The 15541-nt window shown below is 61.3% G+C and carries 18 protein-coding genes; 8 read left to right on the top strand and 10 right to left on the bottom strand.

Features of this window, described 5'->3' with window-relative positions:
* Positions 1-96: 96 nt before the first annotated feature.
* Genes AB6803_RS15685 through AB6803_RS15675 form a run of 3 tightly spaced genes read right to left on the bottom strand, consistent with a single transcriptional unit; the run spans position 97 to position 2831 of the window.
* Positions 97-969: an SDR family oxidoreductase gene (locus AB6803_RS15685; RefSeq protein WP_371109742.1), complete on the bottom strand. Its 873-nt coding sequence runs from the start codon at positions 967-969 to the stop codon at positions 97-99.
* The gene (gene queG / locus AB6803_RS15680) at positions 969-2126 is read right to left on the bottom strand and encodes a tRNA epoxyqueuosine(34) reductase QueG (protein ID WP_371109741.1); all 1158 of its coding nucleotides are present in this window, start codon (positions 2124-2126) and stop codon (positions 969-971) included. The genes AB6803_RS15685 and queG overlap by 1 nt, the downstream gene beginning before the upstream one ends.
* Positions 2127-2138: 12 nt before the next feature.
* Positions 2139-2831, bottom strand: a complete 693-nt coding sequence (locus tag AB6803_RS15675) for a glutathione S-transferase family protein (protein ID WP_371109740.1) — start codon at positions 2829-2831, stop codon at positions 2139-2141.
* A 154-nt stretch (positions 2832-2985) separates the two neighbouring features.
* On the opposite strand from AB6803_RS15675, the gene AB6803_RS15670 reads away from it, so the two are divergent.
* Positions 2986-3786, top strand: coding sequence for an undecaprenyl-diphosphate phosphatase (locus tag AB6803_RS15670; RefSeq protein WP_371109739.1), 801 nt, complete (start codon positions 2986-2988; stop codon positions 3784-3786).
* Positions 3787-3854: 68 nt separating this feature from the next.
* On the opposite strand, the gene AB6803_RS15665 is transcribed toward AB6803_RS15670, so the two are convergent.
* From AB6803_RS15665 to dnaN, 7 genes are all read right to left on the bottom strand, one after another.
* Entirely contained in the window at positions 3855-4019 is a 165-nt protein-coding gene (locus AB6803_RS15665) for a hypothetical protein (RefSeq protein WP_371109738.1), read from the bottom strand.
* A gap of 283 nt (positions 4020-4302) precedes the next feature.
* Positions 4303-5283, bottom strand: a complete 981-nt coding sequence (locus AB6803_RS15660; RefSeq protein WP_371109737.1) for a complex I NDUFA9 subunit family protein — start codon at positions 5281-5283, stop codon at positions 4303-4305.
* 111 nt (positions 5284-5394) lie between these two features.
* Positions 5395-5682, bottom strand: a complete 288-nt coding sequence (locus AB6803_RS15655; RefSeq protein WP_371109736.1) for a DUF1330 domain-containing protein — start codon at positions 5680-5682, stop codon at positions 5395-5397.
* 23 nt (positions 5683-5705) lie between these two features.
* Positions 5706-6398 carry an orotidine-5'-phosphate decarboxylase gene (pyrF, locus tag AB6803_RS15650; RefSeq protein WP_371109735.1) on the bottom strand — a complete coding sequence of 231 codons (693 nt, stop codon included), beginning with the start codon at positions 6396-6398 and terminating at the stop codon, positions 5706-5708.
* Between the two features lies 1 nt (position 6399).
* Complete coding sequence (locus tag AB6803_RS15645) at positions 6400-6987, bottom strand: histidine phosphatase family protein (protein WP_371109734.1); 588 nt, start codon at positions 6985-6987, stop codon at positions 6400-6402.
* A gap of 89 nt (positions 6988-7076) precedes the next feature.
* Positions 7077-7670 (bottom strand): phospholipid N-methyltransferase PmtA, encoded by a 594-nt coding sequence (gene pmtA, locus AB6803_RS15640; protein ID WP_371109733.1) that lies wholly within the window; start codon positions 7668-7670, stop codon positions 7077-7079.
* A 163-nt stretch (positions 7671-7833) separates the two neighbouring features.
* Positions 7834-8952 (bottom strand): DNA polymerase III subunit beta, encoded by a 1119-nt coding sequence (gene dnaN / locus AB6803_RS15635; RefSeq protein ID WP_371109732.1) that lies wholly within the window; start codon positions 8950-8952, stop codon positions 7834-7836.
* Positions 8953-9214: 262 nt separating this feature from the next.
* On the opposite strand from dnaN, the gene rsmI reads away from it, so the two are divergent.
* From rsmI to AB6803_RS15600, 7 genes are all read left to right on the top strand, one after another.
* Positions 9215-10123: a 16S rRNA (cytidine(1402)-2'-O)-methyltransferase gene (gene rsmI / locus AB6803_RS15630; RefSeq protein ID WP_371109731.1), complete on the top strand. Its 909-nt coding sequence runs from the start codon at positions 9215-9217 to the stop codon at positions 10121-10123.
* A 91-nt stretch (positions 10124-10214) separates the two neighbouring features.
* On the top strand, positions 10215-10649 hold the full coding sequence (locus AB6803_RS15625; RefSeq protein WP_371109730.1) for a hypothetical protein: 435 nt from the start codon (positions 10215-10217) through the stop codon (positions 10647-10649).
* A gap of 35 nt (positions 10650-10684) precedes the next feature.
* A complete protein-coding gene (locus AB6803_RS15620; RefSeq protein WP_371109729.1) occupies positions 10685-11053 on the top strand; it encodes a YraN family protein in 369 nt (122 codons plus the stop codon).
* Positions 11054-11156: 103 nt separating this feature from the next.
* A complete protein-coding gene (locus tag AB6803_RS15615; RefSeq protein ID WP_371109728.1) occupies positions 11157-12152 on the top strand; it encodes an endonuclease in 996 nt (331 codons plus the stop codon).
* 97 nt (positions 12153-12249) lie between these two features.
* Positions 12250-12753, top strand: coding sequence for a cupin domain-containing protein (locus tag AB6803_RS15610; protein WP_371109727.1), 504 nt, complete (start codon positions 12250-12252; stop codon positions 12751-12753).
* A gap of 72 nt (positions 12754-12825) precedes the next feature.
* Positions 12826-13773, top strand: a complete 948-nt coding sequence (gene gshB, locus AB6803_RS15605; RefSeq protein WP_371109726.1) for a glutathione synthase — start codon at positions 12826-12828, stop codon at positions 13771-13773.
* Positions 13774-13956: 183 nt separating this feature from the next.
* Positions 13957-15489 carry a YifB family Mg chelatase-like AAA ATPase gene (locus AB6803_RS15600; protein ID WP_371109725.1) on the top strand — a complete coding sequence of 511 codons (1533 nt, stop codon included), beginning with the start codon at positions 13957-13959 and terminating at the stop codon, positions 15487-15489.
* Positions 15490-15541: the final 52 nt, after the last annotated feature.

Here is a 15541-nt window from a genome sequence, read left to right as displayed (position 1 = left end):
GAGATCGTTAACCCTAAATGCGGAGCAAATTGAACTAAGTTGAGTGGCTTAGTAGGAATTTTCATGCGAAATGGCTGGGGGTACTGGAGGCTCTGTTCAGCCGCGCCAGCGTCCCGAAGCCCATAATTCGGCGAGCGACATGCGGTACTCCGGATAACGGAAAAGGAAACCGAGGGAGCGCAGTTTTGCGTTGGAAACGCGCTTGTTCTCGCCATAGAACGAACGCGCCATCGGCGTCAGTTCCGCTGTCTCGAAAGGCTGTTCCGGCGGCGGCTCGACACCCATCAGGCGGGCCGCTTCGAAAATGATATCCTGCGGCGCGGCCGGTTCGTCGTCCGTGACATTATAGATGCCGCCGAGACGGCGGTCGGAGAGGAACTTGGCACAGGCGCCGATATCCTCGACACGGATGCGGTTGAACACCTGGTTCGCCTTGATCAGCCGCCGCGCCGTCCCTTTTTCCAGATTGCTGAAGGCATTGCGGCCGGGACCATAGATGCCGGCAAGCCTGAGTACGGCGACCGGGATGCCAAGCCGGATGCCGACGCGCAGCCAGCCATCCTCCGCTTCGACACGCTCGACGGAACGGCTGGAAACCGGATGCAGCGATGTCTCCTCGTTGATCCACGCGCCCTTATGGTCGCCATAGACGCCGACGGTGGAAAGGTATCCGATCCATTCGAGCTTCGGCATCAGCGTGGCGACATCGAGATGCGCCAGCCTGAGCAGCGGATCGCCCGCCGTACCCGGAGCAATCGATTGAATAAGGTGCGTGGCGGATTTCATTGTCTCGGCGAGCGCCGGATCGAGCGTCTCGCCGTCGAAGACGAAGGCTTCTACGCCTTGCCTGGCGAGAAGATCGGCCTTGTCCGCCGAGCGGGTCGTGCCGGTGATGCGGACACCGGAACCGGCGAAGGCCCTGGCGATGGCGGTTCCAGAATAGCCGCAGCCGAAAATCATCACATGCATCACGCCACTCCCGCCAGTTTCCATTCGGCGCGGACATCCGCGTCCGGCTCGTCGGTTCGTTCTGCCGCAAAAGCGAGGAATTCGCCAGCCGTCATCAGTCGAGACAGTGCCCAGACGGCCATGCCGCGCACCACGGGCGAGGGATCGGCGGAGAGGCGACGGCAGGCTTCGATCAAGGTGCGATCATCGGAATTGCCGGCGGCGATCAGTACGTTGCGGACGAAGCGGTCGCGGCCGATGCGCTTGACCGGCGAGCCGCTGAAGAAGGTACGGAAGGCGGCATCGTCGAGCTCAAGCAGAAAGGCGATCGACGGCTCCTTGAGGTCTTCGCGGGCGACAAGCTTCATTTCGGAGGCGGCGCTGGCGAATTTGTTCCAGGGGCAGGCGGCGAGACAGTCGTCGCAGCCATAGATACGATTGCCGATCAGCGGCCGAAGCAGCGGATCGATCGGACCTTTATGTTCTATGGTGAGATAGGAAATGCAGCGGCGCGCGTCGAGTTGGTAGGGCGCCGGGAAGGCCGCCGTCGGACAAGCGTCGAGACAGGCGCGGCAGGAACCGCAATGGTCGATCTCGGCCTGGTCCGGTTCCAGATCCGCGGTGGTGAACATCGAGCCCAGAAACAGCCAGGAGCCATGCGTGCGGCTGACGAGATTGGTGTGCTTGCCCTGCCAGCCGAGCCCGGCCGCGGCCGCCAGCGGCTTTTCCATGACCGGGGCGGTATCCACGAAGACTTTGACGTCTTCCTGCGAGCGTGCCGCAAAGCGGGTGGCGATCTCCTTCAGCCTGCCCTTGATGACGTCGTGATAGTCGCGATTGCGGGCATAGACGGAGATGGCTGCCTTGTCGGATTTCTCCAGAATGCCGCGCGGATCTTCATCGGGACCGTAATTCAGGCCGAAGACGGCGATGGAGCGCACATCGCCCCAGAGCATGCGCGGATCGCCGCGGCGCTCGCGGGTCTCTTCCATCCACGCCATGGTGCCGTGGTAGCCCTGCTCCAGGAACTGGTCGAGCCGCATGCTGGCCTCGGGAATGGCGTCCGGCCGGGTGATGCGACAGAGATCGAACCCCTGCGCCCGTGCCTCGTCGCGCAGAAAGGCGGTCAGCGTCTGCCGCCGCCTGCTTTCCTTTTCTGCTGCACGGTCTTCGGGCATATCGAGCCCTCGTCAGAAATCCAGGTCGGCGTAGTGGGATACCGGGGTGACACCGCGCACACGCTCCGCCAGGATCGGACGGAAAGACGGGCGCGATTTCAGCCGCTGATACCATTCCTTGGCAACGGGTGATTCCGCCCAGTCGATCTCGCCGAGATAGTCGAGGACGGAAATGGAAGCTGCCGCCGCCAAGTCGGCATAGCTCATCCGGTCGCCCGCGAGCCATTGCCTGGAACCCGCGAGCCAGGAGAGATATTTCATGTGCTGGCGGATATTGCCGCGTGCCATGCGCATCACCTTGGAATCAGGCGCGCCGCCGCCCTGGTCGGCGGTCATCTGCAGCTTGTAGACCCGCTCGCGCACCAGCGGCCGCGTCACGTCCTGCTCCATCTTATGCATGAACCATTCCGTCAGCCGGCGGATTTCCGCGCGCTGGAACGGGTCTTCGGCCAGAAGCCGTCGGTCGCGCTTCAGCACGCCATGGGTCTCGTCGAGATATTCGGAAATCACCGCTGCGCCGCAGAGCGCCCGCATGCTGTCGTCAACATAGACCGGCAGGGTGCCGGCCGGGTTGAGCGCCAGGAAGTCGCGTCGCTTTTCCCACGTCTGTTCCTCGATCAGTTCCGTCTGATAGCCGTATTCGGTCAGAATCAGACGGACGAACCGTGACGGAGATGACATGGAGTGATGATACAGCGTCGGCATTGATACTCGGGCTTTTGTGATTGATGCTTAAAGGCGTTTCGGGTTCGTCATGATTGTGCGACCCTAGTCATTCGTCATCGGTTGAAGCTATAGGAGCTTGGCCTAGTTAACACAAGCGAATCGGGCCGCCCCGCCGTTTGACAAAGGACACAATATGGCTGAACAAATTATTATCGCGCTGGTTTTGGGCCTTGTGGAAGGCCTTACGGAGTTTATTCCCGTTTCCTCCACGGGTCATTTGATATTGATTGGACATTTTCTCGGCTTCAAATCCGCAGGTACCTTCGAAGTTCTGATCCAGCTTGGTGCGATTCTCGCCATCTTGCTCGTCTATTTCAACCGCCTCGTTCAAATCGCCAAGGCCCTGCCGGTCAGCGTCAAGGCGCGGCATTTCGTGCTGGCCGTCCTCTTCGGCTTCCTGCCGGCGGCGGTTATCGGCGCGCTCGCCCATGATTTCATCAAGGGCGTGCTGTTCGAGACGCCTATCCTCATCTGTATCTCGCTGATTCTCGGCGGCATCGTCCTGCTCGTCATCGACAGGATCGAGTTCAAGCCGAAATATACCAGCGCCTACGATTTCTCGTGGCCGATGGCGATCAAGATCGGCTTCTTCCAGTGCCTGGCCATGATCCCCGGCACCTCGCGGTCCGGCTCGACCATCGTCGGCGCCCTGCTGCTAGGCGCGGACAAGCGTTCAGCCGCCGAGTTTTCCTTCTTCCTCGCCATGCCGACCATGGTCGGCGCCTTCACGCTGGATCTCTGGAAGAGCCGTCACGATCTCAGCATGGCCGACGGCCAGCTGATCGTCATCGGTTTCGTTGCCGCTTTCATCACGGCGCTCTTCGTGGTGCGGGCCTTGCTCGACTTCGTCTCGCGCCGTGGCTACGCACCCTTTGCATGGTGGCGTATTGGCGTCGGCATCCTCGGCCTGATCGGGCTTTACACCGTCGGCTAAGTGACGAGACACATGTCAGAAGCTGAAGAGAAGTGAGGCCGGTGAAAACCGGCCTTTTTCATGCTCGATCAGTTCGAGGATGAAGTGTCGATGGAGCCCGTCGTGCAGGGGTCGACGCCATAGGTCGGCGTGCATTCACCCTTGACCGAAGCGATGCTGCCCCGGGCCATGAACGAACCCGCGAGGATCACCAGTGCCGCGCACGCAAACAGAAGCGCGATAGACTTGCCCATCGAAAAATGCCTTTCCGCAGAAGTAGAGCGCGCCACGACATGGCTCCTTGGGTGAGCCTCTGGACGCGCGGTTGTGTTAGTCAGTGACGTGACCAATAGCAATAAATCTTCATGTTAAATTTGACGTTAATGCTAGTATTTTCGGGGTGCGTCTTTTCGGCAACGCCAGGCTGTGAATCAAGCCGGCGAAGGGTGCGCTTTCAAGGCAAAAGTGTGGCCGCAGAAACGAAAACGCCGCCTGGCGAAACCAGACGGCGCTTGAATGTCTTGAACGGTCGAGGTGTCAGGCGGCCTTGCCGGAACCGGTAAACTGACCCTGCGGACGGTAGCGCACCAGATAGGAGGGCAGCACGGAGACCAGCAGCGTTGGCAGCAGGCCGATGCCCTTCAGCGTCCGTCCCTCGGCTTCGGCTTCCTTGGAGACGACATTGTCGCTCTTCAGCAGTGTGACCTGGTCGGAGGTGATCGGCGGCGCGATCAGCGGTATCAGCGAAGCGACCGAGCCGATCAGCGAGGCCAGCCCGAAGGGGATGGAGACCAGCGGCTTCTTGCGATTGATGACCGCAAGCGTGGTCTCGAGACATTCTCGGAAGGACAACACTTCCGGGCCGCCGAGTTCATAGATCGTGCCGGCCTTCAGCTTGCCGTCGACGCCACGGGCAACGGCCTCGGCGACATCCTCGACGTAAACCGGTTGAAACTTCGTCTTGCCGCCGCCGATCAGCGGCAGGAAGGGCGCCGACCGCGACATATCGGCGAACTTGTTGAAGAAACCGTCTTCCGGACCGAAGACGATCGACGGCCGCAGGATGACGGCATCCGGCTTGATCGAGAGAATGGCGGCTTCGGCACGGCCCTTGGTGCGGGCATAGGCCGAGGGCGAATTGGCGTTGGCGCCGAGAGCGGAGACATGCGTCAGCGAAGCGCCGACGCCGCGTGCGGCTTCCGCAATGGCCTTGGCGCCGAATTCCTGCACGGCGTCGAACGTGTTGCGGCCGCTTTCAGCGAGAATCCCGACGCAATTGACGACATGCTGAGCGCCTTCGACGGCGCGGTCGATGGAGTTGCGGTAGCGCAGGTTCGCCTGCACGATCGAAATCTGGCCGAGATTGCCCTGCGGCTGCAGGTAACCGGCGAGATCGGGGCGGCGAACGGCGACACGGATGCGGTAGCCGCGCTTGGCGAGCGCGCGCACGACATGCCGCCCGATGAAACCTGATCCTCCGAACACGGTAACGAGCGGCGGAAGGTTGGACAGGGTCATGGCAGGCTCCTCGAAAGGCTTAGATGGGGCTGATCTGGTTTCGTCTTAGCCGATCCGAGGGCCGAGGTGAAGTGCCATCGCGCCGCATTGTCGAGCTGCTTTTTGAATGCGTTAAACGCCCTCGACGACAACCATTTCCGCGTCCGCCACTTCCTGGCGGATTTTGGCGGCGATCTGGTATTCCGGCGAGTTGTAGCAATCGACGGCATGTTGCAGCGAGGGGAATTCTATGACGACGTTGCGGCTGCGCGCCTGGCCTTCCAGCGGCGTGAAAGCACCCCCACGAGCCAGAAAATTCGCGCCATATCGCTCGAAAGCCGGCTTGGCGGCGGCCACGTAATCCTTGTAGCGCTCGGTATCGCGAACATCGACGCGAGCGATCCAGTATCCCTTTGCCATCTCGGCCTCCCTTTATCTCGAAATTAGAGTGCGGCATCCATTTCCGCGAGGATGGCGCGGGCGGCCTCTCTCGGGTCAGCCGCTTTGACGATCGGCCGTGCCACCACAAGATGGCTCGATCCGGCACGGATGCCTTCCGCCGGCGTCATCACGCGCTTCTGGTCGCCCTTGTCGCTGCCCACCGGGCGGATGCCGGGGGTAACCAGCGCCATATCGGGGCCGATGATCTTGCGCACGGCCGAGGCTTCCTCGGCCGAGCAGACGATGCCGCCCATGCCGGCAAGCAGCGCCTGTTCGGCGCGGCGCAGCACCAGCGTATGCGGGTCGTATTCGTATCCGGCGGCAATCAGGTCTTCCTCATCCATCGAGGTCAGCACGGTGACGCCGAGCAGGCAGAGGTCGGAGCCTTTCGCAGCGGCGACGGCCGCCTTCATCGCCTTCGGATAGGCATGCAGCGTCAGCATCGACATCCCCATCTTGACGATGTTCTCGACGCCGGAGGCGACGGTGTTGTCGATATCGAGCAGCTTCATGTCGAGGAAGATCTTCTTGCCGTCCTTGGCAAGATCTCGGGCAAATTCCAGCCCGCCGGCAAAGGCGAGCTGATAGCCGATCTTATAATAGAGAATATCGTCGCCGAGGGCGCTGACGACTTTTTCGGCCTCCTGAAGGTTTGGAACATCCAGTCCAACGATCAAGCGGTCGCGCGCGGTCATCTCAAGCCCATCCCTGCCAATTTTCCATAGGCGTCCAGTCGCATGAGACGGCGCGCTTCGCAAGATCGAATGCGAAAAGATTGCCGCCGCCTGGCGGCTGATCGCCCTGGCGCTTGATCGGCTTGCCCTCGAGGTGACATTTCAGCAGCGTGCCAACGCCGCCATGGCCGACGAATGCGATGGGCACGCGAGGGTCATGCCGCGACAGAACGGCTTCCACCTCAGAAACGATCCGCGTCTGCGCATCGATGGCGCGCTCCCACCCTTTGAAGCTTTCGTGCGGATGGGCAAAGAACCAGTCGGCCGCCTTCTCGAATTCCGGCGGGACAAGAAAGCCGGTGGCGCTGCGGTCGTTCTCATGCGTGGCTTCGATGATTTCCACCGCGGCGCCGCTCGCCGTTGCTAAAGCCTCGGCGGTCTCTATCGCCTTGCGCTCGGCGCTGGAAACGATCAGGCCGAGCTTGCCGGCCCAGGGCCGGGTCGCCGCCAGTTGCGCCCGCGCCGCACCGATTTCGGACAGGCCCCATTCCGGCACCGGAACCGTGGGGTCGATACGCACCTGCGGATGGGTGATGTAGAGAGCGAACATCGGCGACGGGATCCTGTTCTGCGGAAGAAGCTTCGGAGCCGAAATATGTCCTATCGAAAGGCAATGGCAAGATGGCTTTTCGTAGCCATTCAGCTGCGCCGATAAATCCAGAGCTGCGCCGGCGGGATGTTGCGGACAATAAAGTCGAAATGCTGGATGTGGTAGCGATCCGGCCGGGCAATGATCGGCGAAACCGGACCGTAGGAAATCTGCACCACAGGGCGGCCGGGCGGCATGCGGTCCAGCAGGCTTTCGAGCAGGGCGACGCGCGCCTTCATCGGGAAATTCAGCAGCGGAATGCCGGAAATGACGGAATCGAAGGTCTGGCCGCGCAGCACGCCGAGTGTCGTGTCGAGATCGAAGGCGTCGCCATTGATGAAATTGACGCCGGCATAACGGCGGACGAGGTGATTGTAGAAGTCGGTGGAATATTCGATGGCGACGAGGTTCTGCGGCTCGACGCCGCGCGCCAGGATGGCCTTGGTGATCGCGCCGGTTCCGGGACCAAGTTCCAGCACCGGCAGGCCCGACTGCAGGTTGATGACGCTCGCCATCTTACGGGCGGTGATCGAGGATGTCGGAACGATCGAGCCAACGGTCTTCGGACCCTGCATCATGCCTTTGAAGAAACGGATTTCCTCATCGAATTTCTTGCCCAGCCGTTCCTTGAGACGCAGCGCCATGCTCTCCCCCACCATTTTCTACAGTTGCGACTTACATATCGCTTGTGTCTAATCTTGCAATGCCGTGACGCAATAACAAAAGAAAATGTCGCAATCAACGCGCGTTAAAATAAAAGCGTCCTTCCCGTGTTCATGAGAACGCGGGAAGGACGCTTTGGTTTCGCTAGACGCGCATCGGCATCAAAACGTAGAGGGCGTCGTCACCGGCCGTGTCGCGGATCAGCGTCGGCGAGCCGGCATCTGCAAGCAGGAAGATCGCGGCGTCGCCGGACAGTTGCGCGGTGATGTCTAGCAGGTATTTGGCGTTGAAGCCGATTTCCATCGCATCCGTGTCATAGCCGACCGCGACTTCTTCCGTCGCGCTGCCCGAGTCCGGGTTGTTGACCGTCAGCAAAAGCTGACCGTCCGACAGCGCCAGCTTCACGGCGCGGCCGCGCTCCGACGAGATGGTCGAGACGCGGTCGACCGCCTGGGCGAAGCTCTGGCAATCGACCCGCATTTCCTTGTCGTTATTCGTCGGGATGACGCGCTGATAGTCGGGGAAGGTGCCATCGATCAGCTTCGAGGTCATGACGATTGAGCCGATCGTCGTGCGGATCTTGGCGTCCGACACTTCGACGGTGACGATGACGTCGGGGCTATCGACCAGTTTCTGCAGCTCGCCGACCGTCTTGCGCGGGATGATGATGCCCGGCATGCCTTCCGAACCCGAGGGGGCGCTGACATCGGCGCGGGCGAGACGGTGGCCGTCGGTGGCGACGGCCCTGAGTTTCAGGTCGCCTTCGCTTTCGATCGTGTGGAAGAAGATGCCGTTCAGATAATAGCGCGTCTCTTCGGTGGAGATCGCGAATTGCGTCCGGTCGATCAGCATCTTCAGGTCCGATGCCTTCAGCTTGAAGGAATGGCTGAAGCTGCCGGCGGTGAGATCCGGAAAATCGGATTCCGGCAGGCATTGCAGCGAGAATTTCGAGCGCCCGGAAGCGACGGTCATCGAGCCGCCGTCGGGATTGGTGGCGAGAAGCACTTCCGAACCGTCCGGCAGCTTGCGCACGATGTCGTAGAGAAGATGTGCCGGGACAGTGGTGGCGCCGGCATGCTCGACATTGGCGGGGGTTGCCTCGGTGATTTCCAGATCGAGGTCGGTCGCCTTCATGTCGAGGTTCGCGCCCTCGGCCTTCAGCAGCACGTTGGACAGGATCGGGATCGTGTTGCGACGCTCGACCACGCGATGGACGTGGTTCAGCGACTTCAGGAGGTTCGACCGCTCAATTGTAATACGCATGGATGCTACCGCTTTCGACCGTGACTGCCCGGGCGGTCCGACGCGCCCGAAGGATATGGTTCCGAGCGGCCCCGAAGGGAGCGCCCCGAAGATTGGACGGGCAAAATGACAGAACTCAGCATGCGAATGCAAGAGGCATCGGGATATGCTGCACGTCATTTCAGTAAATGATGGGGAAAGCTCACAGGATTTGCTGTGCACTTGCCGTCAGACGACGCCTCGCCCATAAAGGCGATGAATCCAAAGCGAATTCAGGACAGGCATGAACGAAGACCATCCCAGCGGCGGAGCGCGCAGCTTCCGCTTGCATAACCACACGGTTCCCGCCCGTCCGCTCGAGCCGGCGCTCTATCTTGTCGCGACGCCGATCGGCAATCTCGGCGATATCACGCTCAGGGCATTGGAAACCTTGGCCGGCGCCGATGTCCTTGCCTGCGAGGACACCCGCGTCACCCGCGTCCTGCTCGATCGCTACGGCATCCAGAACCGGCCCTATGCCTATCATGAGTACAATGCCGACGAGGTTGGGCCGCGCCTGCTGCAGGCGCTGGAAGCCGGCCGCTCCGTGGCGCTGGTCTCCGATGCCGGCACGCCGCTGGTCTCCGATCCCGGCTACCGGCTGGCGCAACAGGCGATCGAGGCCGGATATCGCGTCGTGCCCATTCCCGGCGCTTCGGCGCCGCTTGCGGCACTGGTCGGCTCCGGCCTCCCCAACGATGCCTTTCTTTTCGCCGGTTTCCTGCCGACCAAGGACAAGGCCAAGCGCGACCGGCTGGCGGAACTTGCGACCGTCCCCGCAACGCTGATCTTCTTTGAATCGCCGCATCGCATCGCCGCGACGCTGGCCGCCGCCGCCGATGTGCTCGGCGCAGAGCGCCCGGCCGCCGTCGGTCGCGAACTGACCAAGACCTTCGAGGAGTTCCGTCGCGGTACGCTCGCCGAACTCGCCGCATTTTATGAGACGGTCGATAACGTCAAGGGCGAGATTGTCTGGCTGGTCGGCCCGCCACAGGAAGTCATTACGCCGGAGGCCGATATCGACGCCATGCTCCGCGATCTCTCCAAGACCATGCCGACCGCCAAGGCGGCAGCAGAAGCCGCGCGCCTGACCGGCCTCCCGCGCAAGGATCTCTATCAGCGCCTGCTCGATATGAAGGCGCAGTCCGAGTGAAACTTTTGCCGCGTGAAAAGGCTCTTCGCGTTCGTGGAGAACTTACAAGCTGTGAAATACTGAGTTTCCATCGCTCCTAAGGAACGTTTCCATGAAAGCTGGTTTGCTAACGGTTATGTTGCTGCTCAAAATGATTGGTTATGTTTTCGCTGAAGAGCAACCGCTCGCTGGGGATTGGATCGCTATATTCGGCAATTCACAACTCACTGAGGAGCAGTCGAAGGCGCAGGTAGAAAAGATTAAGGCAGTCTATCACTTTGAAGAGGATGGCACCTTGGCGATTGACGGCATCATGTTCTATCGAGGATCGATTGCTCCACCCAAAGCCGTTCAAGGTTTTAGGGGACACTGGAAACTGGAGCCTGGTGACAAGGCTAGGAGCCAAGGGTTTGATGGCGCCGTTTTGCTGACTTTTGACGCTCTTCCATCTTGGAAAGTCAGTCGCTGTTCATTTAAGTTGACCGCAACGACACTAAAATTTGCATTTTGCTCGTTGAGGGATATTCAATTCACGAGAGGCAACTAGCCTTATTGAGCGTTCTAAAACTCAGAGATATGATATTGGCCGATACGGGCGAAAGGCTGAAGCGACAAAATGCATGGCGGCGCGGCCACATCTCCGAATATCTCGCTGCCGCTTTTCTACTGCTCAAGGGCTACCGCATCCTCGCCATCCGACATCGCACCAAGCTCGGCGAAATCGATATCATCGCCCGCAAGGGTGATCTCGCCGTCTTCGTCGAGGTCAAGGCTCGGCGTGGCGATCAGGAGGCGATCGATGCCGTTTCCTTTTCCGCGCAGAAACGCATCCGTGCCGCGAGCGACCTCTGGCTTGCCCGCCAGCCGGACTATGCGCTGCTGTCGCAACGCTACGATATCGTCGCCATCCTGCCCGGCCGCTGGCCCCGGCATTTTCAGGATGCTTTTTGACGCCGATATCATGGAGCCGTCATAAAACGCGCCTATTGCCGGACGATCCGCGCCATGCTGCTCCAAGGCATCGGCGCCTTATCTCATCTCGACAGGCCTCATCATGATCCGCAGTACCGTCTCCGACTTCGCCGTTCCTTCGCAGGAGGAGCGTCAGAGTTTCATTTCGCTGGAAAAGACCCCCGCCATCCACGCTGCGACCCTGGCGTCGCTTGCCTGCATGAACACGGTGCGTGTCGGCGGCGGGAGCGGCCAGGGGCGGCCGCTTGCTTTCCCCTTCACCGTGGCGGCGTGGAATTTGGAGCGTTGCCTTTTCCCGCTCGAATCCGCCGCCAAGCTGCGGGCGACCGATGCGCCTTTGGTGCTGCTTTCGGAAATGGATAAAGGTATGGCACGCACGGAGCAATGCGACCCGACCGCCATGGTCGCCGGTGAGCTGGGCATGAATTACGCCTATGGCGTCGAATTCCTCGAACTCAGCCTCGGCTCCGAGATCGAGCGGTCCTTCTGTAAGGACGACTTCAACGAGAAGGGCTTTCATGGCAACGCACTGATGGCTTCGACCGCGCTGAAAGACGTCTTCCTGTTCCGTCTGCCGGGCGAGGCCGTCTGGTTCAAGGACAGCAACGAGCAGCCGCGTGTCGGCGAGCGCTGCGCCATCGGCGCCATTGTCGAGACCGAAGCAGGTCCCTTCGTCGCCGTCTCGGTGCATCTCGAAAGTGTCGCTACCGTCGCCTATCGCGAACGCCAGATGGCGGCATTGATCGATGCCGTCGAGGCCTACGCGCCCGGCCTGCCGATCCTGATCGGCGGCGACCTCAATACCGGCAATCATACCGGCGGGGATTTCAGGACGGATACTCTTTTCGCGATGGCAGAGGGTCGTGGCTTCGAATGCCATGGCGGGCCGCTCGATCAGACGAGCACGCGCCCGAGCCTCATCACCCGCTTTCCCGACCGCACCATGAAGCTCGACTGGTTCCTGAGCCGTGGCCTGAAGATCGGCGAAAGCCATCTGGTCTCTTCGCTCAACGCCGACGGCAAGCCGCTCTCCGATCACGACATGATCGTCTGCACCATCGAAGGTTTTGCGGCCTGATCGCTGCAAACCGATAAAATGCCAGCTTTTTCCTGAACCGTGCCGTTACTTGTTTCGTGCCATGAAGGCCAAGACGCGCATGGAATTGGGGGATTGCATGGTCTTGAGATTGATGTTGGCGAGCATGGCGGCCTTTGCCGCCCGTGCCGTACCAGTCGCTGTGGCATTGCCGCAGTCGAAAAACTTTGTGGCGGGCGCTGCCGGCGAGATGGACATGAAGCCGTCGCCGATCGAGCCGTCCTGGGTCGTGGCAGGCACGCCGGTCGCCCGCCTTGCCGAGCATTCTCGCGGGCAGGACGATGCCGCGCTGACGGCATTGTGGGATTGTACGGCGGGCGAGTTTCACTGGCATTTCGGCTGGGACGAGACCGTGATGATCCTCGAGGGCGAGGTGCATATCACCACCGAGGATGGCGTGGAACGTCTGCTCGGCGCCGGCGACGTCGCTTATTTTGCCGGAGGCACATGGGCGACATGGCGCATCGACCGCTATGTGCGCAAGGTCGCCTTCTGCCGCAAGCCTTTCCCGAAGCCGCTGACCATGGCCTATCGCCTGCGCAATCTCGTGCGGCAGGGCGGCGCCCAGGGTATCGCCGCCTGATGCCGTCAATAGCCGTTGCGTTTGAACGCCGGCCGACCTAAATCTGTCGGCGAATTCGAGCGAGGGCAAATCATGGCGAAGATCAAGAATGTTGCGGTCCAGATGGACCATGTACAGGGCATCAACATCGCGGGCGACTCGACGTTCGCCATGAGCCTGGAGGCCCAGAACCGCGGCTACAAGCTCTTCCACTACACGCCCGAGCGCCTCAGCATGCGCGACGGCACGGTCTATGCTTCGGTCGAGCCGATGATCCTGCGCGACGTCAAGGGCGACCATTTCGAACTCGGCGAACCCGAGCGCGTCGATCTCTCGACCATGGATGTCGTCCTGCTGCGTCAGGATCCGCCCTTCGACATGGCCTATATCACCTCGACGCATCTACTCGAGCGCATTCACCCGAAGACGCTCGTGGTCAACGATCCGGCCTGGGTGCGCAACTCCCCGGAAAAGATCTTCGTCACCGAATTCGCCGACCTGATGCCGAAAACGCTGATCACTCGCGATGCCGACGAAATCCGCCGCTTCCGCGAGGAGATGGGTGACATCATCCTGAAGCCGCTCTACGGTAATGGCGGCGCCGGGGTCTTCCACTCGACGCGCGACGACCGTAACCTGTCTTCGCTGCTCGAAATGTTCGGCCAGCTCTTCCGCGAGCCCTTCATCGCCCAGCAATATCTGCCTGACGTGCGCAAGGGCGACAAGCGCATCATCCTCGTCGACGGCGAGCCGGTCGGCGCCATCAACCGCGTTCCAGCCGAACATGACAGCCGCTCCAACATGCATGTCGGCGGCCGTGCCGAGGCAACGGAGCTGACGGCGCGCGAACAGGAAATCTGCGCCCGCATCGGCCCATCGCTGAAGGCACGCGGCTTCCTCCTCGTCGGCATCGATGTCATTGGTGACTATATGACGGAGATCAACGTCACGTCGCCGACCGGCATTCGCGAGGTCAAGCGCTTCGGCGGCGCCGATATCGCCAGCCTGCTCTGGGATGCCATCGAAGCCAAGCGCGCCTGATTTCGGCGCTCTCGTCTTATTTTGTTCTTATATTACAACTTGCTGTCGTAGCATCTCGTGCGATAGTAGATTTGTTCGTTTATTGTTCTTGTTTTATTCCTTTTTCCATGCAAGATTGCAACCTACAACCTACTAAAGGGATGGGTTGTTAGCGTAAAAAGCTTGCGGCACAGGGGATAGAGCATGGTGGCGCGCGTCAGCACGGTTGCGTTTCAGGGCATTGAAGGCGTTCCCGTCGAAGTGCAGGTGATGATCGCGCCCGGCAAGGTGCTGATGCATATCGTCGGCCTGCCCGACAAGGCGGTGGCCGAAAGCCGCGAGCGCGTGCAGGCCGCACTCCACGCTTCCGGTCTGGCGCTGCCGCCGAAGAAGGTGACGGTCAATCTCGCGCCAGCTGATTTGCCCAAAGAGGGCAGTCATTTCGATCTTCCGATCGCGCTCGGGCTGATGGCAGCACTGGGCGCCATTCCGGCGGATGCGTTGTCCGCCTATGCCGTCCTTGGCGAACTCAATCTTGACGGCACGATTGCGCCCGTTGCCGGTGCATTGCCGGCCGCAATTGCCGCCAATGCCATGGGCAAGGGCCTGATCTGCCCGGCCGAAAGCGGTCCCGAAGCCGCCTGGGCCGGCGCCGAAATCGATATCCTCGCGCCACGCAGCCTGATCGCGCTCGCCAATCATTTTCGCGGCACCCAGGTCCTGTCGCGCCCGGAACCCGCCATCCGCGCAACCGCCGCCAATTTCCCGGATCTTGCCGATATCAAGGGGCAGGAAAGTGCCAAGCGGGCGCTGGAGGTAGCAGCCGCCGGTGGGCATAATCTGCTTTTTGTCGGACCGCCTGGTTCCGGCAAGTCGATGCTGGCCTCGCGCCTGCCATCCATCCTGCCGCCGCTGTCGACGGCGGAGCTACTGGAAGTGTCGATGATCCATTCCGTCGCCGGTCAGCTGTCCGGCGGTAAGCTCTCCGATCGTCGGCCCTATCGCACGCCCCATCATTCCGCCACCATGGCCGCATTGGTCGGCGGCGGCCTGCGCGCCCGGCCCGGCGAAGCCTCGCTTGCCCATCATGGCGTTCTCTTCCTTGACGAGCTTCCGGAGTTTTCACCGCAGGCGCTGGATGCGTTGCGCCAGCCGTTGGAAACGGGCGAATGCATCATCGCCCGCGCCAATCATCGTGTTTCTTACCCTGCCAGCATTCAGCTTATCGCGGCGATGAACCCTTGCCGTTGCGGCATGGCCGGCGAACCGGGCCACACCTGCGCCCGTGGTCCGCGCTGCGTCTCGGACTACCAGGGTCGTATTTCCGGGCCGCTGCTCGACCGTATCGATATCCGCATCGATGTGCCTGCGGTTTCGGCCGCTGATCTCATCCGGCCGGCAACGGCGGAAAAGAGTGCCGATGTCGCCCTTCGCGTCGCTCGCGCCCGCGAACGGCAGCGCGAACGCTTCGAGGCCGCCGGCCTGAAAGGCATCTCCACCAACGCCCGCTGCTCGACATCGATGATCGAGACCATCGCCGAGCCGGACGCCGCCGGCCTGCAATTGCTCCGTGACGCGGCCGAGAAGATGAAGTTTTCCGCCCGCGGCTATCATCGCGTCTTGAAGGTGGCGCGCACGCTCGCCGATCTCGACGACAAGCAGACGGTCGGGCGCATCCATCTCGCCGAGGCTATTTCCTACCGCATCGCCGGCGAACGGCTGACGGCGGCGGCGTGAGGGCAAGTCGCTGAAACAACAAAGGGCGCCGCAGCGCCCTTTGGGTATTTAA

Origin of the sequence: Rhizobium sp. RCC_161_2, assembly GCF_041355235.1 — a bacterium.
Taxonomy (GTDB): Bacteria; Pseudomonadota; Alphaproteobacteria; order Rhizobiales; family Rhizobiaceae; genus Rhizobium.
The sequence above is the reverse complement of the archived record's forward strand: the minus strand, read 5'-3'. Positions and strand labels throughout refer to the sequence as shown.

Bases quoted from the DNA above. Each gene is read 5' to 3' on its own strand.
- AB6803_RS15645 (WP_371109734.1), bottom strand. From the start codon at position 6,987: ATGTTCGCTCTCTACATCACCCATCCGCAGGTGCGTATCGACCCCACG.
- AB6803_RS15660 (WP_371109737.1), bottom strand. From the start codon at position 5,283: ATGACCCTGTCCAACCTTCCGCCGCTCGTTACCGTGTTCGGAGGATCA.
- AB6803_RS15610 (WP_371109727.1), top strand. From the start codon at position 12,250: ATGGTCTTGAGATTGATGTTGGCGAGCATGGCGGCCTTTGCCGCCCGT.
- queG (WP_371109741.1), bottom strand. From the start codon at position 2,126: ATGCCCGAAGACCGTGCAGCAGAAAAGGAAAGCAGGCGGCGGCAGACG.
- AB6803_RS15685 (WP_371109742.1), bottom strand. From the start codon at position 969: ATGCATGTGATGATTTTCGGCTGCGGCTATTCTGGAACCGCCATCGCC.
- AB6803_RS15665 (WP_371109738.1), bottom strand. From the start codon at position 4,019: ATGGGCAAGTCTATCGCGCTTCTGTTTGCGTGCGCGGCACTGGTGATC.
- pmtA (WP_371109733.1), bottom strand. From the start codon at position 7,670: ATGGCGCTGCGTCTCAAGGAACGGCTGGGCAAGAAATTCGATGAGGAA.
- AB6803_RS15625 (WP_371109730.1), top strand. From the start codon at position 10,215: ATGAAAGCTGGTTTGCTAACGGTTATGTTGCTGCTCAAAATGATTGGT.
- gshB (WP_371109726.1), top strand. From the start codon at position 12,826: ATGGCGAAGATCAAGAATGTTGCGGTCCAGATGGACCATGTACAGGGC.
- AB6803_RS15600 (WP_371109725.1), top strand. From the start codon at position 13,957: ATGGTGGCGCGCGTCAGCACGGTTGCGTTTCAGGGCATTGAAGGCGTT.
- dnaN (WP_371109732.1), bottom strand. From the start codon at position 8,952: ATGCGTATTACAATTGAGCGGTCGAACCTCCTGAAGTCGCTGAACCAC.
- rsmI (WP_371109731.1), top strand. From the start codon at position 9,215: ATGAACGAAGACCATCCCAGCGGCGGAGCGCGCAGCTTCCGCTTGCAT.
- pyrF (WP_371109735.1), bottom strand. From the start codon at position 6,398: ATGACCGCGCGCGACCGCTTGATCGTTGGACTGGATGTTCCAAACCTT.
- AB6803_RS15655 (WP_371109736.1), bottom strand. From the start codon at position 5,682: ATGGCAAAGGGATACTGGATCGCTCGCGTCGATGTTCGCGATACCGAG.
- AB6803_RS15670 (WP_371109739.1), top strand. From the start codon at position 2,986: ATGGCTGAACAAATTATTATCGCGCTGGTTTTGGGCCTTGTGGAAGGC.
- AB6803_RS15675 (WP_371109740.1), bottom strand. From the start codon at position 2,831: ATGCCGACGCTGTATCATCACTCCATGTCATCTCCGTCACGGTTCGTC.
- AB6803_RS15615 (WP_371109728.1), top strand. From the start codon at position 11,157: ATGATCCGCAGTACCGTCTCCGACTTCGCCGTTCCTTCGCAGGAGGAG.